The following is a 20,731-nucleotide window of genomic DNA, read 5'->3' as shown; positions in this document are numbered from 1 at the left end:
AGTCATGGATGGCCCATGAGTCATGGGTTACCTATATCAGAGACTCCCTGATGGGTTCCGCGTGGGAATCGGCGCCTGAAGCCCAACGGGAAGTCCCCCTGAACGGGAAGGCCCGGCCCTCGTCCACGTCGAGGGCCGGGCCTTCCGCCCAGCCTGTCGCCGGCCGGGAATCTTGGAGCGGCCATGTCATCCGCTGGTCGAACGCCGCGCGTACGACGGGGACGCCACGCTGATCGAGGAGGTCCTGGCAGGCTGTCGGCACAGGGACCTACTGAACCTCGCACGAATGGCCGCGCGACATCCGGCCTGTTGAGGAGCCCCACTATCAGAAGGCCAACCTCTACGAGCCGTCACCGATCATGGACCGGCAGCTCCTGCAACCTCACTGCCGCGCCCTTGCTCACCGGCGTCCAGCGAGTTGGGACTTGCATCTGGCCAGCCGCATTGACCGTGTCGCCGTGGGGCCGCGAAACCTGCGGGCGATCGACTTCGCGACGGTGCGCTGCGTCGATGTCAGGTAGAGGTTCACCCCCACGGGCGTGGGGACCTCGCCGCCTTGTTGTACTTCAGGTCGGCCTTCTCCGGTTCACCCCCACGGGCGTGGGGGTGAACCGGCGTTTGGCGTCGTTGCCGTCGGCGGGGATCAGGAGTTCGGGCCTTGCGCACCGCTGCGGGGCGCGATTCGGTCGCGGACGGGTTCCATTGGGGAGGACGAACCTGGTCGAGAACGTCAAGAAGTACGTCCGTGCCCATCGCGCCTGCCTGACCAGCCCCGATGAACAAGACGATGCTCCCACTCCGGTAGCCGCTGAGGGGAGACCCTTGCCCGCAAGAGGGCTTCGCTCTCCTGAAGAGACGCTGGGGCGTGTCCATCGCCGCACTCATCCGCACCCTCGCCGCCTAGAGCGCATCGACGAGCAGCGCTACACCAACCTGTTCAAGCAGATGGCAGCCCGCGGCGAACGACTTCGAGAACGAGCGGCCATCGCACCCATCAAGCCGCGCGGCTTCCGCGCCATGGCAGAAACCCTGTACGGCCCGCACCCGGCCCAGGGGCTGGCGAGATCGGCCAACTGGACGCCCGCGTTCGCCGAGGACGTTCTCAGCCGGCACGCGACCGGGAGCGAGCTACCAGCCGCCGCATCACCAACGTGGTGAACATCAGCTCACTTCGAGCCCGCCGCGCCTAGCTGCCCTCCCCATGGCGCCCTCGGCGTCGCGAGAGGCCGAAGGCACCCACTGGGATACCAACAGAACGCCACTCTGCGACAACCTTGCGTGACACTCAGTCGTCTTACTCTTCGGGCCGCCACCCACCAACCTCGAAGGGTGCAACGATGCGCTCTCTTCACCTTGCGGTACTCGCGCTCGCTCTCACCGCGGGCTGCTCTGCCGCCACCGGCTCCACGCCGGCAGCGCTCCCCACTCCGACGGAGAGCTCGACCCTCGTCGCAGAATCCGCCACGCCGACACCGGCCCTGGCGGTCGAGACGACGTCGTCTCCCAGCCCGACGCCTATACTTACGGTGTCGCCCACCAGGCCGCGGCCGAAGATGCCCAAGGTGAAGATCCGCACTCCCAAGCCGACGCCGAAGCCCACTCGGACGCGCAAACCCAGGCCATCAATCCAGTCAGGCGTTCACTCGGGCTCGTTCTGCTCGCCGCAGGGAGCTCTGGGCAGGACGACCGCGGGCACGTTGATGCGGTGCACCTCGCGGGACGGGGCGCAGGCCCGCTGGCGGAGGGTGTGAGGGACGATGTCGATCAACTGGGAGACGCTCATCGCGTCCGCCACTATCTCCGTCATCGTGCCCCTGGGCATCGAATACTTCGCCAAGCCGCGGCTTGAAGCACGCAAGGAGGAGATCCTCGACGCGCATCGCTCCCGGCGCGAGCTCCTCGCCGCGACCGTTCGTATCGTCCAGGCGGCGGATGTCGTGTCCGCACACGTGCCAGGAGGTGCGGAGCCTGCGGTCCGCGGAAACGTGTACGTGGAGCAGGACCGGCAATACGAGCGGCTGGTCGGCGAGGTCCAGCGACTCGCCGACGACGCAGGACGACACGCCAGGACCTTCCTGCCGCCTCTTCTGACGCTGGTGGTCGGCTACACGAGCGTGTTGCAGGGACTGCTCATGTCCGCGCGACCGCGCACAGATCAGGCTGACGGCATCAAGGAACTCGCCTCGGCTGTGGCTCTTCTGCTGTCTCCTCCACGGCTGTGGCAGGTATGGAGGGCGCCGGCCCATGCGCGGGCGCTGGCCAGGGTGCGGCAGCTTGTTGATCTGCATACCGGCGGCTGAGCTGCAGCGCCCATCGAGCCCCCACCCGAACGGGGTGAGGGCTTTGCGGTGGTGTCCGGATAAGGACACCGACCCAGCGTGAACCCATCCATGAATTAGGGCATCCAAAAAGCTGAGGGGCGGGCGGCCCCTCACAGGCGAGGGAAGTATCCGGCCGCCAAAGCCTTGCGCAGGAGCGGCGGCCGGACACCAGGACCGCTACTTGGGAACGCATCCTGCGCCCGAAGCGCGACGAAGGTCGTAGCTGAAGTACGCGATCCGGCACTGATACGTGCCTGCCGCCGGGCCCTGGTAGACGCGCATCTCGACGTCGAAATTGCCCGTACCGATGCAGTGTTCTCCCAGCACGTTGTAGGCGCCTTGACTTTCCCACCGTGTGCCCTCGACGCAGGAGTAGAAGGCCGCGGCCTGGGCGGGCGCCGACAGCATGCCACCGGTCAGCAGTGCTGTCCCCATCAGAGTTGCTAAACGTTTGACCAACATGCCCGGACGGTAGACCGCGCCACCATTTCAGCCCAGAGGCGTACATCACCGGCACCCGTGCATTCCTCACGCCAGATTGATTGGCGTTTGATTGATCCGCTCCCGCCCTCGAACCCCAACCGCGCGATGCCAGGTGCGGGGCGGTCGCGCTCGGGGCATCACAGACGCCGGCAGCCGAGCCCGATCACGGCGTTGTACATGGAGACGAACACGAAATTGCAGAAGTAGGTCCCCGCGTCCGGGCCCGACTTCAGGAGGACCTCCACGCTGCTGACACGCCCCGGCAAGCCGCTGCAGGGGGAGCCCGCCAAGCGGAGAACGCCGTAGCCGTCATCGGCGACGCCGCCACGCTCGCAGGTGACGGCCGGTGACGCGAGTGCTTGCGCTGGTGCTGCCAGCGTGGAGGTTGCAAGCAGCACCGCGCCCACGATGGTGGCGAAGCATTTGACGGTCATGGCCGGGACGGTAGACCGAGCCGCCATAGCCGCATAGAGGCGCACATCACCGGCGCCCGTGCGTTCCTCACACGGCGAAACCCCCGCCCTCCTCCCCCTGCCGGAGCGGGGAGAAGAGCGGGGTACTGTGCGTCGCGACTACAGCGGCTCCACGACGATACGCCTCAGACCTGTCGCGATGTCGAGTTCAACGCGACATCGCAACCCTTTCCACGTCGCTCTCTGCACGAAACTGCAGCTCGGTGGACGCCGTGGAGGAGGAGGTACGGGATGGGCAAAGCGCCGGGATTGATCCGCCCCTTGGACAACAGGCGGCCAGCGGGACCCAGCCGTTCCTTCCTTGCGGCCTGCGCCCGCCCACGGCGCAATCAGCTCATGCGCACGCAAGGCAGGCCGTAGGAGCCGTACCCGCCCTCGGGCTTGTGATACCAGAGCTGGGCGCACACCGTTGCCCCTGACGGCACGGGAGCCGCGATCCTTCCGTAGACCGTCCGGCCAGGGAAGTGATAATCACGGCCGTTCGCGGACCAGCCGCCGCCCGCCTGCCAGTACTGGATGTGATAGGTACCGGACGGAGGGCCGGGGTAGTGCTGCGAATCAACGACCCCGCTGTGCGCACGGATCCACAGGGAGCCGTTTCGTCCGCTGTCCGCCGACGCCGGTGTCACGATGGCGGTGGCGACGGCGACGGCGGCGCCGAGAACGGCAAGGGGCGTCACGACGCGACGCCGGAGCTTGGACCCTCTGGCCTCAACTTCGGTGTTGCTCACGGTGGACTCCTCTCAACTGGAGCGAACAACCCGGCCGCCCGGCATCGCCGAAAAGGGCCGGAGTTCGCATTCGTGGAGTCGACGTTAGACACGGCCGCTGTCGGCGCTCTGACGTTCGCCTGTCGTGCGTACTTTCGCCAACCTGGCAGACTGATCATCGTGACTTCGGCCTGCTGCTCCATGATGACGAGTCAGTTGGACTGGGCTTGCGATCAGCATGCCGACCCGTTCGAGTGGCCGGACGCCCTCGTATGGAGAGCGACCGACGGCAGCTCGGGTCCGCCTTCGGGCGGCTCGGCCTCTTTCATAGCTTCTGGCCGCACCACGGGCAGTAGGAGATGGCGATCGTCGCCGTGCCTCCGTCGTGGACGATCAGCCCGTCAGCTGTTGTCCGCCTCCTCCGTGCGTAGCCACGACGGCAGCAGCCGCTGCACGGACGGCAGCGCCATCACGCGCGCGAACCCACCGGCGACAGCCAGCGAGCCGGCCACCCGGGGCAGCGCCTCCGGGACCCCGGACGGCCTGCACGATCATCGGCAGCGCCGCAGCGACACCCACAGCCGTCTGCAGGATGGTGCGCAACGCGCGCTTGGTGTCGGTATTCATGGTCAACCTCCGCTGGAGGTCAGGGCCGCGGCTTCTCCGTGGCGGCCACGAATGGAGAGCCAGCGTAACGAAGGCGCGCTGGCGGGCGGAACGTCGATGTCGGTCGTCAGCCGATCGATCAGCTCCTGGGTGGTGGTGTCCGGACTCGTCGTGGCCGCGTAGGCGAGCAGCGCCTCGATGTCCGCCCGGCCGCCCACAGCCAGATCGGTCTCGGTTGCGGCCTGCAGGAACGTGGTGGCCACCCCCAGCGACGGCACCGATCCGGGATCTCCAGGCCAGCCGTCGACCACATCAGCCGGCGGAACACGTAGCCGAGGCGAGCGATGGGGATCAAGATCTCTCCTTTTAGGTGATGGGCTTCTCCCAGGCCGCAGCCCACGTGCGAGCGCCGACAATCCCATCGGCGGGCCCGACTGCAAGTCCCTCGGCCAGGCACTCGCGCTGGAAGGCCGCGCACACGTCGGCCGAGCCGGGGCCGTACGCGCCGTCGACGTCGATCCGCCACCCGCGGGTTCTCATGCGCGCCTGTCAGGTGCGGACGTCTGCGCCGGCCATCACCGGCGGGTAGGCCGACAACCGGCCAGGGAATGGCGGGAGCCCCGCCGACGGCCGCGGTACCGCTGTGCCACCACTAGGACGCGGCGAACCGCGCTGGACCCAGGCGTACAGCCGCGGTCCCGGGTAATCGGTCGAGTAGCCGTCTCGATGTCCCTGGATCTCTGGTCCCGCGCCGCCCTCGCGCTGCACGTATTCGATCGCGTCACGAATCCCGTGCAGCATGTCATTTGATGGTACGGCCAGGCCGGTGATGCCAGCGGCGCGGCCGATGCGTGCGACGAGGTCGGAGCCGCCCTTTCGGTCGAGGCGGCTGCCGGTCGCGGTGGGCGGCAGCCGCCCTTCGAGTTGGTCGACGGGGCGTTCGCCTTGGCGCGCGGGCGGCCAGGTAGCGTTCGAGGCGTGCGCGACCGCGGGCGGGATCGGCCGGATCTGCGGCTTGGCGCCACTCTGGCTCTTTCCCGGCGAGCGAGAAGCTTCTCCTCCGGCAAGCGCCCGAGATGTGAGGCCCTTTCTCACCCGTTCAGCTGTGAAGGTGCCTCTCATTGAGAGGTGCTGAGAATTCACACAGTCCTGCTAGAGGGTGGGGAGGCGCCCTGCCTTACTTCGTCGACGAGGTCCTTGACGGCGCGGAGCCGTTTGTCCGCGGTGGCCCATGCGATGTGCAGGCGCTTGGCCACGGCATTGACTGAGACCTGCGGATCTGCCTCGTAGAGGCGATAGACGTCCCAGTCGAGCCGGATGTCGGCGGTGATCTCACCAGGCCCGTCTGGTTGAGCCTTCGGAGGCGTGAGAGCTTTCTCAGTGCCGTGCGCAGGATGGCTATCGGCCTGGTTTGGCGGTCTCTGATGGTTCGAGCCCTCAGCGAGGTGGTCAGCCGATTTCTCAGCCAGGGTGCGAACCCAGGGTGAGCTGGCTTGCCATGCGACGAGGTCGCCCTCGGAAAACAGGCTGTCCATCGTGGCCGCCAGCGTGCGCTGGGTGTCGGGGTTGGTGGCCAGGTCGGTGTGCCAGCGGGCCTCTAGGTGTACTGCGTGCAGGCGTCCGTACCGCCAGGTGCGGGTGAGGCGGCCCGCGGTGCTTGCCCGCCAGGCGGCTTCAGCCACGCGTCCCAGGTAGTAGGCGACGGCGAGTTCATCGTCGGAGCGAGTCGTGGGCGGGGTGAGGAAGCCGAGTCTGGTCAACAAGTCGTGAACCGCACCGGGATCGATGGAGACGCTATTGGCTGACTCCAGCCGCCGGTTGGGGCTGGTGTTGAGCGTAGTAGATGGCTTCGTGTTCGGCGGGTGGGATGTCGCCGATGGCGGTGTGGAGTCGCTGGTGGTTGAACCAGTCGACCCATTCGGCGGTGGCCAGTTCGACGTCTGCCAGGCCTTTCCAGGGTCGTCGGGGTTTGATGAGTTCGGTCTTGAACAGGCCGATCTGCGATTCCATCAGGGCGTTGTCCAGGGCGTCGCCGACGCTGCCGATTGAGGCGTCGATCCCGGCCTGGAGCAGGTGGGCGGTGAAGGCGAAACAGGTGTATTGCTTAGGTTCAAGGGGTCGTCGCAACACTGCTGCTCAGAAGCGATTCTAGATGATCGTTGAAGGCCTCGGCAGGGGTCCTCCAGCCGAGGCTCTTGCGTGGGCGGGCGTTGAGCGTCGCTGCGACTGCCGCGATGTCGTCGGCGCGCCCGGCGACTTCATTGGTGACCGCCCCGTCAACGCCTGCATCCATCCAGCTGGCCGACCCATCAACACCTCCGAAATCAGGGTGTTGCGACGACCGGTTGAATCCGCCGTTCGAGCCGCGGTCGGTGTGGAAGACGGCGTCGGTGGGGATGAGGCCCGTACCGACCGCCATGCGCAACGCGTCGGTGATCAACTCGGTGCGGTAGTGATCGGCCATCGCCCAGCCCAGCACCGCCTTGCTGTGGCAATCGATGACGGTGGCCAGATACAGGAAGCCCTCCCAGGTGCGGATGTAGGTGACGTCGCCGACGAGCTTGATACCGGGCCGGTCAGCGGTGAAATCGCGCCGGACCAGGTCGGGGATGCTGCGAAAGTCACCCTGCTCGGTCGTGATCGGACGGAAGGCTCGCACCTGCACCGGGGTGAGGGCGTGCTCCCGCATGAGCGCGCGAACCAGTTCGGCCGAACAGACCTCGCCACGGCGGGCCAGGGCGGCATGGATACGCCGGTAGCCATAGGTTTCATGGCTGTCGGCGAAGATCTGCTCGATCAGCGCGGCCAGGTGCTCGCGCCGCTGGGCGGTGGCCGAGGCCGGCCGCTCCCGCCACTCGTGGTAGCCCGAGCGCGACACCTGCAGCCACCGGCACATCGCCGTGATGCGATGGTTGGCCTTCTCCGCCTCGATCAGCTCGAACTTGGCGAGCGTCATCGAGTCTCGGCCGCGAAGAAGGCGGCTGCTTTTTTCAAGAACACCAGCTTCTCGCGCAGTTCGGCGTTCTCCCGCTCCAGCTCACGGATCCGCGCCCGTTCCGGACCCGACAGCGGCTGTTCGGGCTCGGGGTGGATGGCCTTGTGCATGTTCACCCAGCTGCCGAGCGTGGTCGGGTTCATGTCGAACTCCCGGGCCACCGAGGCCACGGTGCGCGGACCGTCCAGCACCATGCGGACGGCTTCCTCCTTGAACTCAGGCGAGAACTGCCTGCGACGCCTCGTCACGTACCTACCTCTTCCAGACTCTCTGTCAGGTTATATTCCTGACTGTCCGGAAACTTCAGGGCGCCTCAGGTGTTCTTGAGGGGTCTGTCCAGTGTGTGGGTGGTGATCGGCTCTGGCCCGTAATCGGTGGTGGCGCCGAGTGATCTTCACTTCAGCAGGATGCGGTGGCGAAGAAGGTCGAACCCGGCACGGCCGTGCATCTGTCGCATGATCCTCTTCGTGCGGGTGTTGACGCCTTCGGTTCGGCCGTTGTGGTGCGGAAGGGTGAGGGCGGCGTTGACGGCGTCGCGGTCGAGTTCGAGGCCGTTGGCGAAGCCGTGCAGGTGAGGCAGGTCAGCGGCTCGGATGGTGATGATCCAGGTGGTGAGCTTTGCGTCGTTGCCTTCGGCTGGGGTGAGGAGTGCGGCGAAGCTGCGGACCTGGCGGGCGAGTGCGGTCAGTTCGGGGCAGGCGGCCGTGAGCTCCTGCACCAGTTGAGTGTCGCCGTCACGCAACCGGTCTGGGTGAGTGAGCAGGAGGCGTGCCAGGCGGCGCGGGGGATGACGGGTCGTTCGCCTTCGGCTCGGCCTTGGGTGATGTAGCGGTAGAGCAGGTTGAGGCTGCCGGTGTAGCCGAGCTCTTTGATCTCGCGAAACAACTGCTGGACCGCAACGGCGGAGTCGGCGGCGCGCCGTTCTCGCAGGTGGTCGCGGTATGGGTCGACGAGAGTGGGCCGGTAGCGCGGGGCACGGCGCAGGGCCTCGGGCTGCTGGGTGCGGGCGTAGCGTTTGACGGTATTCAGGGACAGGTTCAGCCGTCGGGCGCACTCCAGGAGGCCGACGCCCTTGTTCAGCAGGTCGTGGATCTGCTGCCAACGCTCGCGGGTGCTCTGTTCACGCACGCCGGCGGGCCGGATTGGGTTGACCGTGGCCCAGCAGGCGCTGTGGGAGCGAACCTCGGCGAGGGTCTTGTCGCAGAGGTTGGCCCACAGGTGCCATCGGTCGCTGACCTGCACCGCGTCCGGCAGGGCGCGTCGAATCGCCTCGCCGTAGGCGCCTGAGCCGTCTCGGCAGACGATCTCTACCCCCGGGTGGGGGCGCAGCCATGTCTCCAGGACGTCGGCGCCGCGGCCGAGCAGGACATCGACCCGCTCGCCGGTCTCGGCGTCGGTGAGGATGGTGGCGTAACGGTGGCGCTGCTTGAGGGCGAAGTCATCGACACCCAGCACGCGCGGGGTCCGCAGCGGTGGCAGCGGCACTCGCTTGAGCAGGCGCAGTGCCGTGGACCTCGAGATCGTGACGGCCAGGGCCGCTGACAGTCGGGCACCCGCCCGGCCGGCCAGTTCTTTGACCACTGCGCCCAGTTGCCCGGTGAGTCTGCTCGTTCGACGCTGGTAGCGCTCCAGCAGCCCGGGCACCTGCTCACGGAAGGTCTGCCGAGGGCATCCCCACGCCGGGCAGACCAGACGCCGTACTTGTACTGACACCACCACCTGCCGCCCATCGACCGGGACATCGGTGACCGTCCGGATGCCGTAGCCATGCACCCGGCCGGTCAGCGTCCCGCACACCGGGCACGGTACTGGCTCGTCGCGAGTGCGGGGCATCACCCGAATGAGATGGTCCTCGTCATTAACACCCTGGATGAGCAGGGCAGACAGCCCCGCAAACGCCACACCCGTAAGATCGCCGATCTTCAGCACGGCCCAGGCTGGCAGGTGATCACTCGGCGCCACCACCGATTACGGGCCAGAGCCGGTCACCACACACACCACTGGACAGACCCGCGCGGCCGTACTTCGCCGAGCTGCTCAGTAAGGCCGGGCGGCAGTTGGGCGGCGCGTGCCGTACGGTTGAGTCGGTCTGGGGCGCGGTGCCAACGTTGCCGCCGCTCCGTTTCCCCAGGCCGCTCACCGAACCCGCCGTGCCCAATACTGAGCAACGGGTTCTCCACGGTCTCTATCGTTAGGCTTGGTCAGGCAGGGGTCCACGGGGTGGGGATCGTGTTGCCCCGATAGCGGTAGCGTGTGATCGACACCGCTCGGAGATCAAACAGGTCGATCCCGTCCGCCGAGGGGTCTGCGCCACCGGCCGGTAGGGTCGGGCGTACGTCCTTCCACTTCCATCGGCAGCACCATCCACCACGAGATCACCCTGTGCCAGACGAAGTTCCCCAGGGCTTTGAAGGTGTGGGTGCAACCGCGTGCCTGAAGGAGTTGGCCACCCGCGCATGTCAGTTGATCTTTGTCTGGTCTCGGCGGCGTCGGGCGGCGCGGTTTCGGCGCCGGCGTCGTCGTCGGCCAGGAGCGTGTAGAGCTGGGTGGTTTCGGCGGAGGCGTGGCCGAGGCGCCGGCGGACCGCTTCGATGGAGACACCGACGTTGATGAGTTCGGTGGCGTGGGCGCGCCGGAGCGGGTGGATGTCGATCTCGACTTTGGCCGCCCGGAGGGGGAAGATAGCCGTCCCGACAGGAGACGTAACGCATTCGAATAATTACAGTTAGTAATATTCGTGGTTGGCGAACGGGTGGTCAGATCTATCCGCGGAGGTGGTCCATGTCCCTGTCCTTCCGCCTGCCCTCCTTCCACATGCCGCTCCCCTCTCAGCCTCCATCGCCGGCGATGGAGGCACTGGAGGCCGACACCTGGCAGTGGGCACAAAGCCGGGACCTGCTGGCCAATGACGCCATGCGCGAGCATCTGGAGCGCACCCAGCCGTGGCTGACCACCGCCCTGTACTACCCCTACGCCGACGCTAATGCCTTGCGGCACATCCACCGCTACATGGTGCTGGCCTTCATCGTGGACGACACCTTCGACGACGCCATCACCGGCCACGACGTCGCGACCGTGCGGCATCTGTCCACCGACCTGCTCCGCGTGTCCCGCCAGGCGCCCCCGGCCAGCCCGGCAGGGCGCGCCCTGGCCGAGCTGCTGGATGCGCTCAGCGTCGGACGGTCTCCCGTCTGGCGCCGCCTGCTCGGCCACGCCAACGCCTCCTGGGTTGCCACCTACGCCGTCGAGGCCCACGCGCACCAGGCCGGCGAGCCGATGCGGTTGCACACCTACCTGCCGCACCGTCGCCACGGCGTCAACGAGCAGATCTTCCTGCACCTGCACGAGTACACGCGCGGCATCGAGATGCCCGCCCACCTGCGCGCCCACCCCGCTCTTGCCCGAACGCGTGAGCTGGCATGCGAGCACATGGGCCTGTGCAACGACATCTTCTCCGCTGACAAGGAAGCCGCCGTCGGCTACTCCTACAACGCCGTCCTGATCACCAGCCGCGACCTCGACCGCCCGCTGCAAGAGGCCGCGGAGATCGTCAACGACATCCTGACCGGCCTCATCGACCAGCTCGACGCGACCCGCGCCGCCGCACCCGCCCAACTACGCGCGGTCGGCGCCAGTCAGGACCAGATTGAGGCCGCGCTGCGGCTCATCGACGACCAGCGCCAGCAGGTCCGCGGCAACCACGACTACCATTACGACCCACCGCGCTACCACAGCGTCGACACCTACATGCCCACCGTCATCGGCCCCGGCCAGCCCAACCGCACCGTACCCATCTACAGCAGCCAGACCATCGTCACCGACAGCACCATCCCGCCGTCTGACCCTCTCCCGGCCGGCCTGGCCGATACCCGGCCAGATGAAGATCGTGACGGATAGCCTTTCGGTGATCGTGTCATCCGCGATCGGTCGGACTCTGCGGCGACCGGGTGCTTGACCGGGCAGGAGAGGCCAGGGACGGCGCTCATCGCTTGTCGGCCCGCCGAACCCGACGGCACAGACGCCGGCGGCTGACGGTTTCGGCTTGAGGGCGGGTTCTTCGGCGGGAGATGGCGAGAATCGGCAAGGAGTCACGCACCTGGAGATGGCCGCTCCGCCGCCGGCACTGGGACGTCGGTCTGGTCACCGGCATCTGCATGGACATCACCGCTCAAGCCGACAAGCGCGTCCGACACGTCATCTCGGCACGATGTTGGCGCAGCAGGTTGTGAACCAACTTCCTCAGACGGGCGATGCCAGTCAGTCTCTCCCTGTAACTCGTCCCGCACTTGCTGGCGCAGGGCTCTGGTCCGTACGTTGAGCACCGCATAGTCGCCGTCGATACGGGCTGCTATCCACCCCTCCGCCATAGCCTGAATCGCGTCACTGCCGAAGGCGCGGAGAGCGGTTGTCGCCTCTATCTCCATTCGGGCTCGTTCGGAGCGAGGCCACCATTCGTCCAGTTGACGAAGCTTCTCAGTCTCGTTTCGGATTCTGTATTTCTCGCACTTGCGGCTGATTTCTATGATGCGGAGGATCGCCAGGTAGGCGTCCCTGCGTTCTTTGAGCAGTCGCTCGCGTGCGTCTGCCTCGCGGGACTCGGCGAGCAGGTACTGGGCATGTTTACGTCCTTGGGCACCCGCCAGCCATGTAAACACGATGCCCGCGACGCCGGAGACACCGGTAGCGAGGGGCGCCAACCACGCCCATGCCATCTAGCAATGATGTCGACGATGGCTCTCTCGCGACAGATTCCCCGCAGACAGCTTCTCAGTTCTTCGGGATTACTCATCAGAATCTCAAGCTGTAAGTTCAGATGATCAAGAGCCGTCAGCGGAGTAGGTCGAGGTTGGCTCGGCCGTACGTGCTTCTCTTGATCATTTTTAGTCGGTTCACGGTGCCTTCTGTAGAACCGTTGCCCCAGGGCAGGGTGAGCCCGGCGGTGACGGCGTCGTGGTCACGGATGAGGCTGGTCGCGAAGCGGCGGAGCGCGGGCAGGTCATCGGGCCGGACATCGAGTGCGGAGGGCGACCATGACCATCCATCCATATCCACGATCGAGCCGGCCGACGGCTTGCGCCGGCTCGGCGAGATCCCCGAGCTGGCTGATGACGGGGGCGCGGTGGATGAGCGAGGACCTGCAGCCGGCCTTCGACGACGACGTCGACGCTCGTCCACAGGGACATAATCGCGAGCGGCTGTACCCCCTCGTGCCAGCCTCCCCTCACCAGATGGCATCAGCCGGGCGAGTCATCCCCTCGGCCAGAGCGTGGCGGCTGCCGTATCAGGCGGAACTCGGGCCGAATTCGTGGTAGATGTCAGCGAGGAAGGTCGACAGGTGGGTGAACTCGGTCTGGTCGTGGATGACCATCTCGTAGGCGAAGGACAGAGCCGCCTCGTACGCGCTGACCCCTGACGAGCTCGCGGCGGCTATCGACTTGTCGAAGTAGTAGCGGCTGCGCAGTTCGAACCCGTCCTCGGTGGCGCGGGGGAGATGGATCATCCAGCTCTTGTCATTGATGATGCCGCAGGCTTGGGAGTACTCGGGCTCTTTGATGCGGCTGCTGTCGATCCCGAGGTCGCCGGCGTCATGGAACTCGATGACCAGTTCGGCGCGGGTCGGGCCGACGTACTCGACGATGTCGTGGGTGTTGCCGATGTAGCGCTCGGCGTCGGTGAGTCCGGGCTCGGTGAGCGCATCCCGGTTCCGGGGGTTGGCGTGGTCGTGGTTGAAGGGATACCACAAGGAGTACCGCTCGGGTTCCACCGAATGCCACCAGAACCACCAGGTGAACATCTCGACCCTGCAGCCGGGGTAGCGGACCAGGCTGGTCACGTACGCGTCGTTGTCCTTGGTGGCACCGAAGCCCGTCTCGACCCGGTGGTATCCGGGGTCTAGAAGCGTGTTGAGATCGGACTTAGGCAGGATGTCGGCTTCGTCCATCGGCTTCTTCAGCTGCGGTAGCACCTCGTCGTGCAGCCACAGGTCCCCGTTGAAGTACTTGGCGTAGGGCTTGCCCTTGATCCGCTCAGCGTTGGATCGGAACAGGTCCTGGGTGGGAATCGGGTAGTAGGTGACGGGCATCATGCCGTTTCAGTCCTTTCCTGCGGTTCGATCGGATGGCGCAGGCGTGCCCTGGCCGCGGCGGCGCGGTAGCCGTTCGCGTAGTCGCCTGATGCATGCCTCACCGAAGAGAATCCCGAGCAGTCCGCACAGCGCCTGCCAGGGCGGAGCCGGGGTCGCCACCCCCATGAGCCAATACACGAGGCCCGCGATGATCCCGGCGCCGAGGGAGATGACGTAGGCCAAGACTGTGCGGGTCATCCGAACAACCCGGGCAGCCCGTAGCCGATCAGCATCCCCGCCAGCCCCACCAAAGCCACCGTCGGCGGAGCCGGCGACGGGACCTTGATCAGTCCGTACACGCCGCCCACGATCACCCCGGCGACCAGCGATTGGAGGTAGGGCAGCATCGCTCACCTCCGCACGTCGAGCACCTCATTTCCGAGCCGCTCCCCGAAAGCCCCATCTCTGCGGATGTCCTTTCCGACCGCGGTCACGCGCAAAGCCATGACCGGCCCAGATCTGGGGCAAGAGGTTCCGTTGCAGGTCCTACCCCGGGAGATGGAGCGCGGCCGCACCCCACTGCCGCCGGGCTCTGCTTCCACCTACGGCGAGCCGGTGACCCGGCAACTTGTGAGAAACGCGCCCCCATTCTCATACCGATCTGGCCCAGGAACCTGCGTCCCGCACTCCAGGGTGATCACCGGGGGGTTGAGGAACCGGGCGTGCGGCGCATCATGGACAGCGACCGGATACAGGCCGGGGGCCAGACACGGCCCGCTGATGATCGCCGCGCGACGTCTTGTTGATCTACTCCGCCATCGGACGAGACTTGCGGGAAGGTGAACCAGTTCGTGATCCCCACGCACCTGGTGGAGCACGAGGTCGCCTACGGCCTGCCACGCCCACGTCACATGGCGCAAGCCCTCGCTCACCTCCAAGCAAAGCGGCCGCGCGGCTGCTCGGAGCTCAGCAACGCTCCTGAAACGTTCGGCCCGCGTGCTCCACGTTGACCTGCTTCATCCGCGTCTTCTCCCTCGGCGTCGCGCCCCGGATCGCGTCGATTTCCCGTGCTGCTCGGCGACAAGCGCCCGCAGTTCCTGCGGCCACCCGCCCGGGAGGGCCACCTGCTCAACCGGCCCGGTCGCCGGACCGAGCAGCAACCGATCCCGCAGATCCTGCCACCTCATGGCCTCCCTCGCACTGTCCAGTGCAGTGTTCGCCGACTGAAGGCCACCTTCCAGGGCCGGACAGCCAGGCCGTCACTCAGCCTGCAGTTCGCCCAGCCGGGCCTCGATCCGCGCCTGCCACGCCCAGCGCTCAGCCCCTCCCCGTGGCCGAAGGTCGCCTCCAGCCGGACGACGATCAGCTGAGCGTGCAGATGCTCCGCTCGGTGATCAGACCGAAGGGCCGACGCCGGAAGCGGCCACGCGGGACCGGCGGGGACCAGTAGGTCCGCCACAACAAGCGCAAACGCCGCAACATCCACATGATCCGGCATCGTGTCGCACACCCATGGCGCCCCGGCCGCCCCGCGTGGCCTGCAGCGGCGTCGGCTCGTCTCACGGCTTGTTTGTCGGCCGGACGGCCTCTCTGATCACTTCTCCCAAGTCGTCGAACTCAGGCAGCCCTCCGGCTGGGGCACGGACGGCGGCGGCCTGGGCCGGGCGGGGTTCGGCGATGGTAGTGAGCGGCCCCCAGCTCTGGATTTCGATCCCGGCGCCGCCGCCGGTTTCGGGTCCCCTGCCCGGATCCTTCGACCAGCCGGCGCCGAACTTGAACGGCAGCCCTTGCTTGTCGAAGTCGATCTTCCAGCCGATCATGTGGTTGGCGTAGCTAGCATCGGGGCGCTGGCCCACGACTTCGCGGAACGTGGGTGACAGGTCGTACCATTCGGCGGCGCTGAGCCAGCCGGCGTAGAACCCGGTCACCTTGCGATCGGGGGTTTTGCCGGCCGGGTTCGGGAGGTTGAACCTCTTCTTCTCCGCGCGCGGGATCAGCGCCCTGAGCGTCGGGATCTCGAAGGGGTTGAAGAGCGAGTCGCTGAAGGCCGTGGCCGCGGGGCTGCGGTTGGTTCGCCGCGCCCAGGTCTTACCCTTGGGCAGCTCGGCGGTCCACAGGCGTCCGGTGCTGTAGAAGCGCCCGCTGGTGTTGACCCAGCGGTGCGGCTGGATCTGGGCGAGCAGGCTTTGCGAGACGAGGTCGCCCTCGGCGGCGCGCTCCTTGGGCAGCGAGATCAGGTGACGGTTGAACTCCACCCGGCGGGTGGTGTTCACCGCGCTGACGCCGCTCTTGCCGACGAGCATCGTTCCGTTCTGCAGTATCTGGTAGCGGAAGACCCGGGCCTGACCGCCGTATTTGTTTCTGCTGCCCAGGGAGACAGTTCCGTACTGCGTGTATCTGATGGTGGCGCCTTTGGCCATCTGGTTCTGCACGGCACGCACCACATCGGGGACGGCGGCTTCGGCCGGAGCCGGGATGGTGAGTGCCGTCGTTGAACCGATGAGGACAGCGGAGAATAAGGCTGGCAACCGGCGCATATACAGGTCCCTCGAGGGCGTGGCAGTCGATCGACTGATCTTCAGGAATGCCCGGAGCGTACCAGTGATCACCGGTTTCCTCTGCGCCGCCGTCGAGGCGGGATGGCGCTGGACGGAGGTCTGGATCTCGGCGCACAGATCGGCTTGGACATAGAGCCAGGGCTGGGAGACGCCGGCCTCGCGCGCAACGGCGTCGAAGGTGATCCGCCGGCCGGTGGCGTCCATGCGGCCGCACGATCTCGCCGGACCCGCGGGCATGGGTTCATCCGGCGACCACAAGGGCCGTGCCGGGCACGGCCCTTCCGCCCGCTCCCTAGATCGCTAAGTCAGCGGGAATCCGGCGTTCCCGGTCAGGTCCCGCCCCTGGGCATGTGCGGGCGGACGGGCGCCGAGCAAGGCCGCGATCGTGGGGGCGACATCGATCAGCCGTGGCCGGCGCAGGCGAAGGCCCGGCCGGACACCCGCTCCGGACAGCAGCAGGGGAACCTTCATCTCCCGCAGGCTGCCGTGCGCCCCGCGCCACTCCCCTGCGGGCGGCTCGGGGTAGCCGAATCCCCACGGGGGCTTCGCCTCGGCCACCAGGTCGCCGAGCTTGTCGCCGGCGTGCAGCGACCGTAACGCGCGGTCGTCGAGTACACGGCCGATCTGCGGAAGCCGCTGTAGCGCCGCCCGGATCCTGACGCGGGCGCGCGGGCCGGAGGCGGGACCGCGTAGCGTGATGTCGCCCACCCGGACCGCGTTGGGCACGATGACGACCTCGGTGCCGGGATCCGGGGCGGCGCCCGAGGGGACGATCTCCACGCTGTGACCGGTGGCCTCGACGGCCTCGACCACGTGGGGGAGCACGCTGCGGTTCCAGGCCGTCATGCCATGATCACTCGTGAGCAGGAATGCGGTATCCGGATATATCCCGACATCCTTGGTGGCCTGCACCAGCCTGCCGAGCTGACGGTCGTGCGCGGCCAGCAGCGCGGCCATACCGGGGCTGTCCGGGCCCTCCGCGTGGCCCAGACCGTCGAGGTCGGAGCTGTAGACGGCGAGCAGGTCGGGAACCTTCGGGACCGTCACCCACTGACCGTCCGACAGCACCGGGCGCAGGTTGAGGATGTCGATCGCCACGTCGACCCGCTGCCCGAACCCGCCGCCGGGCTGGACGTACAGATGCTCCGGATCGCCGTAGCGCACGCCGTGGTTCTGGATCATGTACCACTGCACAGAGGCGACGGTCCGCCCCTCGGCCGCCAGCGCCTCGGCGATGGTCTGCGCCGCCAGGAACCGGCTCTGCCCCTGAGCCCTGCCGCTCACCGGATCGAACACGTAGGCGACGTTGCCGTGCACCTCGGGATAGGCCCCCGTGCTCATGGACGCGCGGCAGGGATTGGAGACCGTGTGGAACGTCCCCTCCGCCACCGCCAGGGTCCCCCGCGCGGCCAGCCGATCCAGCTGAGGGGTCGCCACACGCCCCAGGTAGCTCGGGTCGAAGCCATCCCAGTCCACCACGATCACATGCTTGGCCCGCCGCGGTCCTCCTGCCCACGCCGCGGCCTCGGCGACACCCGTGGCCGCGGCCGCGCCGACCGCCGCCATGCCGCCCAGCACCGTACGTCGAGAGATCGACATCGCCGCTCCCTGCCTTCGCGCCAGCCGTACCAACGTAAAGGAAGCCGCCCGGCGATCACACCGGCATCCGGTGACCTCTTCCTGAACTTCCGGGCAATGCGGCGGTGAAGGGCCCGTGGCTCTGTTCAGGCGCGTGTCACCCGATGTTTCCGGCCTGCTGGCAACATGCCGACGGACAAAGGAGGCACATGCCCAGGAAACTCCTCTCCGTGGCGGTGGCGGCAGCCGTACTGCTGAACAGCGCGCCCGCGGGGGCACGGGAAGAGCCGGCGACCACCACGGTGGCGCCAGGCGTGACCCTGACCTCGTTCGCGCTCGGCGCCGTGGACGGCGACGACGTCTGGACTGTTCACGTGTATCTGCCCGCGACCATCGACGGCCCGCTGGGCACGGCGGGCACGGCGCTCGGCTCCAAGGAGATCGCCGAGCGGGTGGCGACGGCGCTGCGGGACAAGGGGTTCGAGCCGCGCGTCGAGCAGGTGGACTCGCCCGCCTTCGCCGACCATCCGGCCGGGGTTCTCGGCTGGATCGTCCGGGTCGGGCGCTTCGCGGCCGGCGGCGAGGCGTCGGCGATGCTGAGCAGGATCCGCGCGGCCGGGTTCGCCGGTGGGACCCGCTACACCGCGCAGGACGGCGCCGACGCGGGCGCGCCGCAGAAGGTGCACGTGCTCCGGGTGGACTTCCGCACGTTCCGCGGCACGGTCGGCACCGATTTCGGGCCCACGCTCAACGGCACGGAGAGGCTCACCGACCTGGCCGCCGCCGCGGGCGCCGTCGCCGGGATCAACGCTCAGTGGTTCTACAACAGCGCCCCTGGCGGCCTGTACGTCAAGGACGGCAAGCTGATCGGCTCGGCCACCCAAGGGCGTGGCGGCATCAAGATCACCCGTGGCGGCCGGCGCGTGGACGTCGACGCTTACACCGCCCACGTGACGCTCAGCACCGGCCGCGACTCGATCGAGCTCGACGGCGTCAACAGGCTGCCCGGTGAGGTGTGGAACTGCGGCGGCGTCGGCGGTGACCAGCCGACCGAGAAGCCGCAGCATGATCTGAAATGTACTGACGGCAGTGAGCTTGTGCGGTTCACTCCTGAATGGGGCAAGCCGCCCGCGGGCGAGGGCGCGGAAGCCGTACTCGATGCCCGCGGCAAGGTGATCGCGGTGAACACCACGCGCGGTGCGGCCGCTCCCGTCGGCGGATCGACCGTTCAGGCGATCGGTGAGAGCGCCGCGTGGCTGCTCGGGCACCTGTCCGCCGGCAAGCGGGTGACCTTCACCGAACGCGTCAAGGACGGCGAAGGCCGTCGCGTCCCGCTCACCAAGGACACCACGATCTTGCAGGTCGGCCCCACGCTCGTGCGCGACGGGCAGGTGTCGGTGAACGCCATGGCCGACGGGCTGATCCGTGAAGGCACGGACCAGACCTTCACCTACAACTGGCTGATCAGGAGCAACCCTCGCTCGATGATCGGCGTGGACGGGCGCGGCAGGCTGATGCTGGTGGTCGTCGACGGGCGGCAGGCCGGGTACAGCGAGGGGCTCGGGATCGCGCAGACGGCCGCGCTGATGAAGCGGCTCGGCGCGCACGAGGCCATGAACCTCGACGGCGGCGGGTCGAGCGTCATGGTCACCGCGCCCACTGGCATCGTCAACCGTCCCTCCGACGCCACCGGTCAGCGTTCGCTCGGCAACGTCGTGCTAGTCCGGCCGTAGGCGCTGTCCGTCGGGTGCGCGTGATCCGCTTCAGCGCGTTGCGTCTCCGGTCCCGGTCGGGAACCCTTCGCGCTGGGCGGTCAGTTCGGCACGGACCAGCTCCAGCAGCCGCCCGATCCAGTTGGCGCCTTTCTGACCGCCGGTGAGCCAGTAGTCAGAACCGAGTCCGGTGTAGCGGATGGGGGCGTCGCCGGTGGCCAGCAACTGATCCGCGAGCGCGGGGTGCTGGGCGTATTTGGCGCGGAGCAGGGCCGCCATGACCGCGGCCCGCATGTCGGACCAGTGCGTACGGCGGGCCGTACCCTCGGCGATCTGCGCGGCGTCATGGGGCCGTGGTGCCGTGCGGATGCGCTCGGCGACTTCCGGATCCCGAGTGGACAGCGCCCAGTAGGCGTGGGTGACGGTCGGGTAGAGCCGTCCCGCGTGCTCGATCGGGGCGGGATACTCGTTGCGCAGCACCAGGACGCCCGCGTCCTTGGGCCAGCCCTTGGGGAAGACGACCGCGTTGAGCTGCACGGGTGCGCGGCGAGGCTGCGATGGATCGTCGGGTTCGCGGCGGCGGTACTCGGCGACGGAACGGTCGCGCTCGGCGAAGTAGTCGAAGGCCACTTGGCGCATCTCGTGGGTGACGACGGGACGGTGCCCGGCCGCGCCCTCGCCGATCAGCAGGTCGCCTGCCTCTGTGCACACGACGCGTAACGGCCAGTCCTTGTGGTCCATGTCGCCCAGCGCGTAGCGCCGGTCCATCGCCGGGATCGCCAGATAGAGGCCGGCCAGAGTGCGTCGGTCCGCGTCGCTCCGGCTGGTCAGGTATCGCTCGAGCGCCAGCAGGCACCTTCCCGTGGAGTCCGGGCGGTCGTTCAGCCGGTCGATCTGGTCGGCGACCTGCACGAGGAAGTCGTCCGGATCGATCCAGACGCTGGCATCGTGCATGACCCAGCCGGCCAGGTCGCCGGCCGATGCCCGCGCGCCGGGCTCGATGCGGGTCGCGATCCACCCCTGCTCCAGTTTGGTCCGCAGTCCGTCGAGATCGACCGTGTCCCAGCAGTCGATCATTCCGTCGGCGTAGATCAGCAGATCGGTCAAGACGTAGGTTCCGCCGTTGTTGATGAAGATCGGCCGCCAGGTGCCCTCGATCCGCTCACCGTCCACGACCCGGTATGTCCGTCTGTTCAGCACGCTGAGAAGCGTAGAGGAGGTGTTTCGTGGA

23 protein-coding genes and 4 pseudogenes are annotated in these 20,731 nt (G+C 67.6%); 4 read left to right on the top strand and 23 right to left on the bottom strand.

What is annotated here, in order from left to right; all coding sequences use genetic code 11:
* Positions 1 to 1,017: 1,017 nt before the first annotated feature.
* Positions 1,018 to 1,158, top strand: a complete 141-nt coding sequence (locus tag FVE25_RS06405) for a hypothetical protein (protein WP_157245395.1) — start codon at positions 1,018 to 1,020, stop codon at positions 1,156 to 1,158.
* Between the two features lie 481 nt (positions 1,159 to 1,639).
* Here FVE25_RS06405 and FVE25_RS56185 read toward each other — a convergent pair whose 3' ends face one another.
* Positions 1,640 to 1,768 carry a hypothetical protein gene (locus FVE25_RS56185; RefSeq protein ID WP_281367821.1) on the bottom strand — a complete coding sequence of 43 codons (129 nt, stop codon included), beginning with the start codon at positions 1,766 to 1,768 and terminating at the stop codon, positions 1,640 to 1,642.
* On the opposite strand from FVE25_RS56185, the gene FVE25_RS06400 reads away from it, so the two are divergent.
* Positions 1,758 to 2,300 (top strand): hypothetical protein, encoded by a 543-nt coding sequence (locus FVE25_RS06400; protein ID WP_157245394.1) that lies wholly within the window; start codon positions 1,758 to 1,760, stop codon positions 2,298 to 2,300. The two genes, FVE25_RS56185 and FVE25_RS06400, sit on opposite strands and share 11 nt — an antisense overlap.
* Positions 2,301 to 2,498: 198 nt before the next feature.
* On the opposite strand, the gene FVE25_RS06395 is transcribed toward FVE25_RS06400, so the two are convergent.
* The 14 genes and pseudogenes from FVE25_RS06395 to FVE25_RS56950 form a co-directional block, all read right to left on the bottom strand.
* Positions 2,499 to 2,783, bottom strand: coding sequence for a hypothetical protein (locus FVE25_RS06395; RefSeq protein WP_157245393.1), 285 nt, complete (start codon positions 2,781 to 2,783; stop codon positions 2,499 to 2,501).
* A 158-nt stretch (positions 2,784 to 2,941) separates the two neighbouring features.
* On the bottom strand, positions 2,942 to 3,238 hold the full coding sequence (locus FVE25_RS06390) for a hypothetical protein (protein ID WP_157245392.1): 297 nt from the start codon (positions 3,236 to 3,238) through the stop codon (positions 2,942 to 2,944).
* Positions 3,239 to 3,606: 368 nt separating this feature from the next.
* Positions 3,607 to 4,008 (bottom strand): hypothetical protein, encoded by a 402-nt coding sequence (locus FVE25_RS06385; protein ID WP_157245391.1) that lies wholly within the window; start codon positions 4,006 to 4,008, stop codon positions 3,607 to 3,609.
* A 304-nt stretch (positions 4,009 to 4,312) separates the two neighbouring features.
* Positions 4,313 to 4,384 carry a DUF6980 family protein gene (locus FVE25_RS56960; protein ID WP_425489475.1) on the bottom strand — a complete coding sequence of 24 codons (72 nt, stop codon included), beginning with the start codon at positions 4,382 to 4,384 and terminating at the stop codon, positions 4,313 to 4,315.
* A 232-nt stretch (positions 4,385 to 4,616) separates the two neighbouring features.
* The gene (locus FVE25_RS06380; RefSeq protein ID WP_157245390.1) at positions 4,617 to 4,856 is read right to left on the bottom strand and encodes a hypothetical protein; all 240 of its coding nucleotides are present in this window, start codon (positions 4,854 to 4,856) and stop codon (positions 4,617 to 4,619) included.
* Between the two features lie 103 nt (positions 4,857 to 4,959).
* Positions 4,960 to 5,133 carry a peptidoglycan-binding domain-containing protein gene (locus tag FVE25_RS06375; RefSeq protein WP_157245389.1) on the bottom strand — a complete coding sequence of 58 codons (174 nt, stop codon included), beginning with the start codon at positions 5,131 to 5,133 and terminating at the stop codon, positions 4,960 to 4,962.
* Positions 5,134 to 5,142: 9 nt separating this feature from the next.
* Entirely contained in the window at positions 5,143 to 5,715 is a 573-nt protein-coding gene (locus tag FVE25_RS06370; RefSeq protein ID WP_157245388.1) for a hypothetical protein, read from the bottom strand.
* Between the two features lie 17 nt (positions 5,716 to 5,732).
* Positions 5,733 to 6,356, bottom strand: a complete 624-nt coding sequence (locus tag FVE25_RS06365) for a hypothetical protein (RefSeq protein ID WP_157245387.1) — start codon at positions 6,354 to 6,356, stop codon at positions 5,733 to 5,735.
* Positions 6,357 to 6,387: 31 nt separating this feature from the next.
* Positions 6,388 to 6,696: pseudogene (locus FVE25_RS06360) on the bottom strand (integrase core domain-containing protein); the annotation flags it as partial.
* A 7-nt stretch (positions 6,697 to 6,703) separates the two neighbouring features.
* Positions 6,704 to 6,838 (bottom strand): annotated as a pseudogene (locus tag FVE25_RS56955) (IS30 family transposase); the annotation flags it as partial.
* 123 nt (positions 6,839 to 6,961) lie between these two features.
* Positions 6,962 to 7,549, bottom strand: a pseudogene (locus FVE25_RS06355) (IS3 family transposase); the annotation flags it as partial.
* The gene (locus tag FVE25_RS06350; RefSeq protein WP_157245385.1) at positions 7,546 to 7,836 is read right to left on the bottom strand and encodes a transposase; all 291 of its coding nucleotides are present in this window, start codon (positions 7,834 to 7,836) and stop codon (positions 7,546 to 7,548) included. The pseudogene FVE25_RS06355 and the gene FVE25_RS06350, both read right to left, overlap by 4 nt.
* 146 nt (positions 7,837 to 7,982) lie before the next feature.
* Positions 7,983 to 9,517 (bottom strand): annotated as a pseudogene (locus tag FVE25_RS06345) (ISL3 family transposase).
* A 262-nt stretch (positions 9,518 to 9,779) separates the two neighbouring features.
* Positions 9,780 to 10,199, bottom strand: coding sequence for a hypothetical protein (locus FVE25_RS56950; RefSeq protein WP_425489474.1), 420 nt, complete (start codon positions 10,197 to 10,199; stop codon positions 9,780 to 9,782).
* A gap of 170 nt (positions 10,200 to 10,369) precedes the next feature.
* Here FVE25_RS56950 and FVE25_RS06330 point away from each other — a divergent pair, with 170 nt between their 5' ends.
* Entirely contained in the window at positions 10,370 to 11,485 is a 1,116-nt protein-coding gene (locus tag FVE25_RS06330) for a terpene synthase family protein (protein ID WP_157245384.1), read from the top strand.
* A 191-nt stretch (positions 11,486 to 11,676) separates the two neighbouring features.
* Here FVE25_RS06330 and FVE25_RS06325 read toward each other — a convergent pair whose 3' ends face one another.
* From FVE25_RS06325 to FVE25_RS06295, 7 genes are all read right to left on the bottom strand, one after another.
* The gene (locus FVE25_RS06325; RefSeq protein WP_157245383.1) at positions 11,677 to 12,300 is read right to left on the bottom strand and encodes a hypothetical protein; all 624 of its coding nucleotides are present in this window, start codon (positions 12,298 to 12,300) and stop codon (positions 11,677 to 11,679) included.
* Between the two features lie 115 nt (positions 12,301 to 12,415).
* Positions 12,416 to 12,634, bottom strand: coding sequence for a transposase (locus FVE25_RS06320; RefSeq protein WP_157245382.1), 219 nt, complete (start codon positions 12,632 to 12,634; stop codon positions 12,416 to 12,418).
* Positions 12,635 to 12,869: 235 nt separating this feature from the next.
* The gene (locus FVE25_RS06315; RefSeq protein ID WP_157245381.1) at positions 12,870 to 13,673 is read right to left on the bottom strand and encodes a DAPG hydrolase family protein; all 804 of its coding nucleotides are present in this window, start codon (positions 13,671 to 13,673) and stop codon (positions 12,870 to 12,872) included.
* 6 nt (positions 13,674 to 13,679) lie between these two features.
* On the bottom strand, positions 13,680 to 13,910 hold the full coding sequence (locus FVE25_RS56945; RefSeq protein WP_157245380.1) for a DUF1427 family protein: 231 nt from the start codon (positions 13,908 to 13,910) through the stop codon (positions 13,680 to 13,682).
* Positions 13,907 to 14,059: a DUF1427 family protein gene (locus tag FVE25_RS06305; protein WP_157245379.1), complete on the bottom strand. Its 153-nt coding sequence runs from the start codon at positions 14,057 to 14,059 to the stop codon at positions 13,907 to 13,909. The genes FVE25_RS56945 and FVE25_RS06305 overlap by 4 nt, the downstream gene beginning before the upstream one ends.
* Before the next feature lie 1,152 nt (positions 14,060 to 15,211).
* Entirely contained in the window at positions 15,212 to 16,414 is a 1,203-nt protein-coding gene (locus FVE25_RS06300; protein ID WP_157245378.1) for a hypothetical protein, read from the bottom strand.
* 96 nt (positions 16,415 to 16,510) lie between these two features.
* Positions 16,511 to 17,809 (bottom strand): alkaline phosphatase family protein, encoded by a 1,299-nt coding sequence (locus FVE25_RS06295; protein ID WP_157245377.1) that lies wholly within the window; start codon positions 17,807 to 17,809, stop codon positions 16,511 to 16,513.
* Between the two features lie 188 nt (positions 17,810 to 17,997).
* Between FVE25_RS06295 and FVE25_RS06290 the strand changes: the two genes are divergently transcribed.
* Positions 17,998 to 19,521 carry a phosphodiester glycosidase family protein gene (locus FVE25_RS06290; RefSeq protein ID WP_181019463.1) on the top strand — a complete coding sequence of 508 codons (1,524 nt, stop codon included), beginning with the start codon at positions 17,998 to 18,000 and terminating at the stop codon, positions 19,519 to 19,521.
* Between the two features lie 30 nt (positions 19,522 to 19,551).
* On the opposite strand, the gene FVE25_RS06285 is transcribed toward FVE25_RS06290, so the two are convergent.
* Entirely contained in the window at positions 19,552 to 20,700 is a 1,149-nt protein-coding gene (locus FVE25_RS06285; protein WP_157245375.1) for an NADAR family protein, read from the bottom strand.
* Positions 20,701 to 20,731 lie beyond the last annotated feature (31 nt).

The sequence above is a fragment of the Nonomuraea typhae genome (genome assembly GCF_009760925.1).
GTDB lineage: Bacteria > Actinomycetota > Actinomycetes > Streptosporangiales > Streptosporangiaceae > Nonomuraea > Nonomuraea typhae.
The sequence above is the reverse complement of the archived record's forward strand: the minus strand, read 5'-3'. Positions and strand labels throughout refer to the sequence as shown.

Excerpts from the sequence above, each read along its gene's own strand:
- FVE25_RS06305 (WP_157245379.1), bottom strand. The coding sequence starts at position 14,059 with ATGCTGCCCTACCTCCAATCGCTGGTCGCCGGGGTGATCGTGGGCGGC.
- FVE25_RS06320 (WP_157245382.1), bottom strand. The coding sequence starts at position 12,634 with ATGGATGGATGGTCATGGTCGCCCTCCGCACTCGATGTCCGGCCCGAT.
- FVE25_RS06405 (WP_157245395.1), top strand. The coding sequence starts at position 1,018 with ATGGCAGAAACCCTGTACGGCCCGCACCCGGCCCAGGGGCTGGCGAGA.
- FVE25_RS06395 (WP_157245393.1), bottom strand. The coding sequence starts at position 2,783 with ATGTTGGTCAAACGTTTAGCAACTCTGATGGGGACAGCACTGCTGACC.
- FVE25_RS06300 (WP_157245378.1), bottom strand. The coding sequence starts at position 16,414 with ATGGACGCCACCGGCCGGCGGATCACCTTCGACGCCGTTGCGCGCGAG.
- FVE25_RS06295 (WP_157245377.1), bottom strand. The coding sequence starts at position 17,809 with ATGTCGATCTCTCGACGTACGGTGCTGGGCGGCATGGCGGCGGTCGGC.
- FVE25_RS06330 (WP_157245384.1), top strand. The coding sequence starts at position 10,370 with ATGTCCCTGTCCTTCCGCCTGCCCTCCTTCCACATGCCGCTCCCCTCT.
- FVE25_RS06325 (WP_157245383.1), bottom strand. The coding sequence starts at position 12,300 with ATGGCATGGGCGTGGTTGGCGCCCCTCGCTACCGGTGTCTCCGGCGTC.
- FVE25_RS06370 (WP_157245388.1), bottom strand. The coding sequence starts at position 5,715 with ATGAGAGGCACCTTCACAGCTGAACGGGTGAGAAAGGGCCTCACATCT.
- FVE25_RS56945 (WP_157245380.1), bottom strand. The coding sequence starts at position 13,910 with ATGACCCGCACAGTCTTGGCCTACGTCATCTCCCTCGGCGCCGGGATC.
- FVE25_RS06290 (WP_181019463.1), top strand. The coding sequence starts at position 17,998 with ATGCCCAGGAAACTCCTCTCCGTGGCGGTGGCGGCAGCCGTACTGCTG.
- FVE25_RS06400 (WP_157245394.1), top strand. The coding sequence starts at position 1,758 with ATGTCGATCAACTGGGAGACGCTCATCGCGTCCGCCACTATCTCCGTC.
- FVE25_RS06375 (WP_157245389.1), bottom strand. The coding sequence starts at position 5,133 with ATGAGAACCCGCGGGTGGCGGATCGACGTCGACGGCGCGTACGGCCCC.
- FVE25_RS06390 (WP_157245392.1), bottom strand. The coding sequence starts at position 3,238 with ATGACCGTCAAATGCTTCGCCACCATCGTGGGCGCGGTGCTGCTTGCA.
- FVE25_RS06315 (WP_157245381.1), bottom strand. The coding sequence starts at position 13,673 with ATGATGCCCGTCACCTACTACCCGATTCCCACCCAGGACCTGTTCCGA.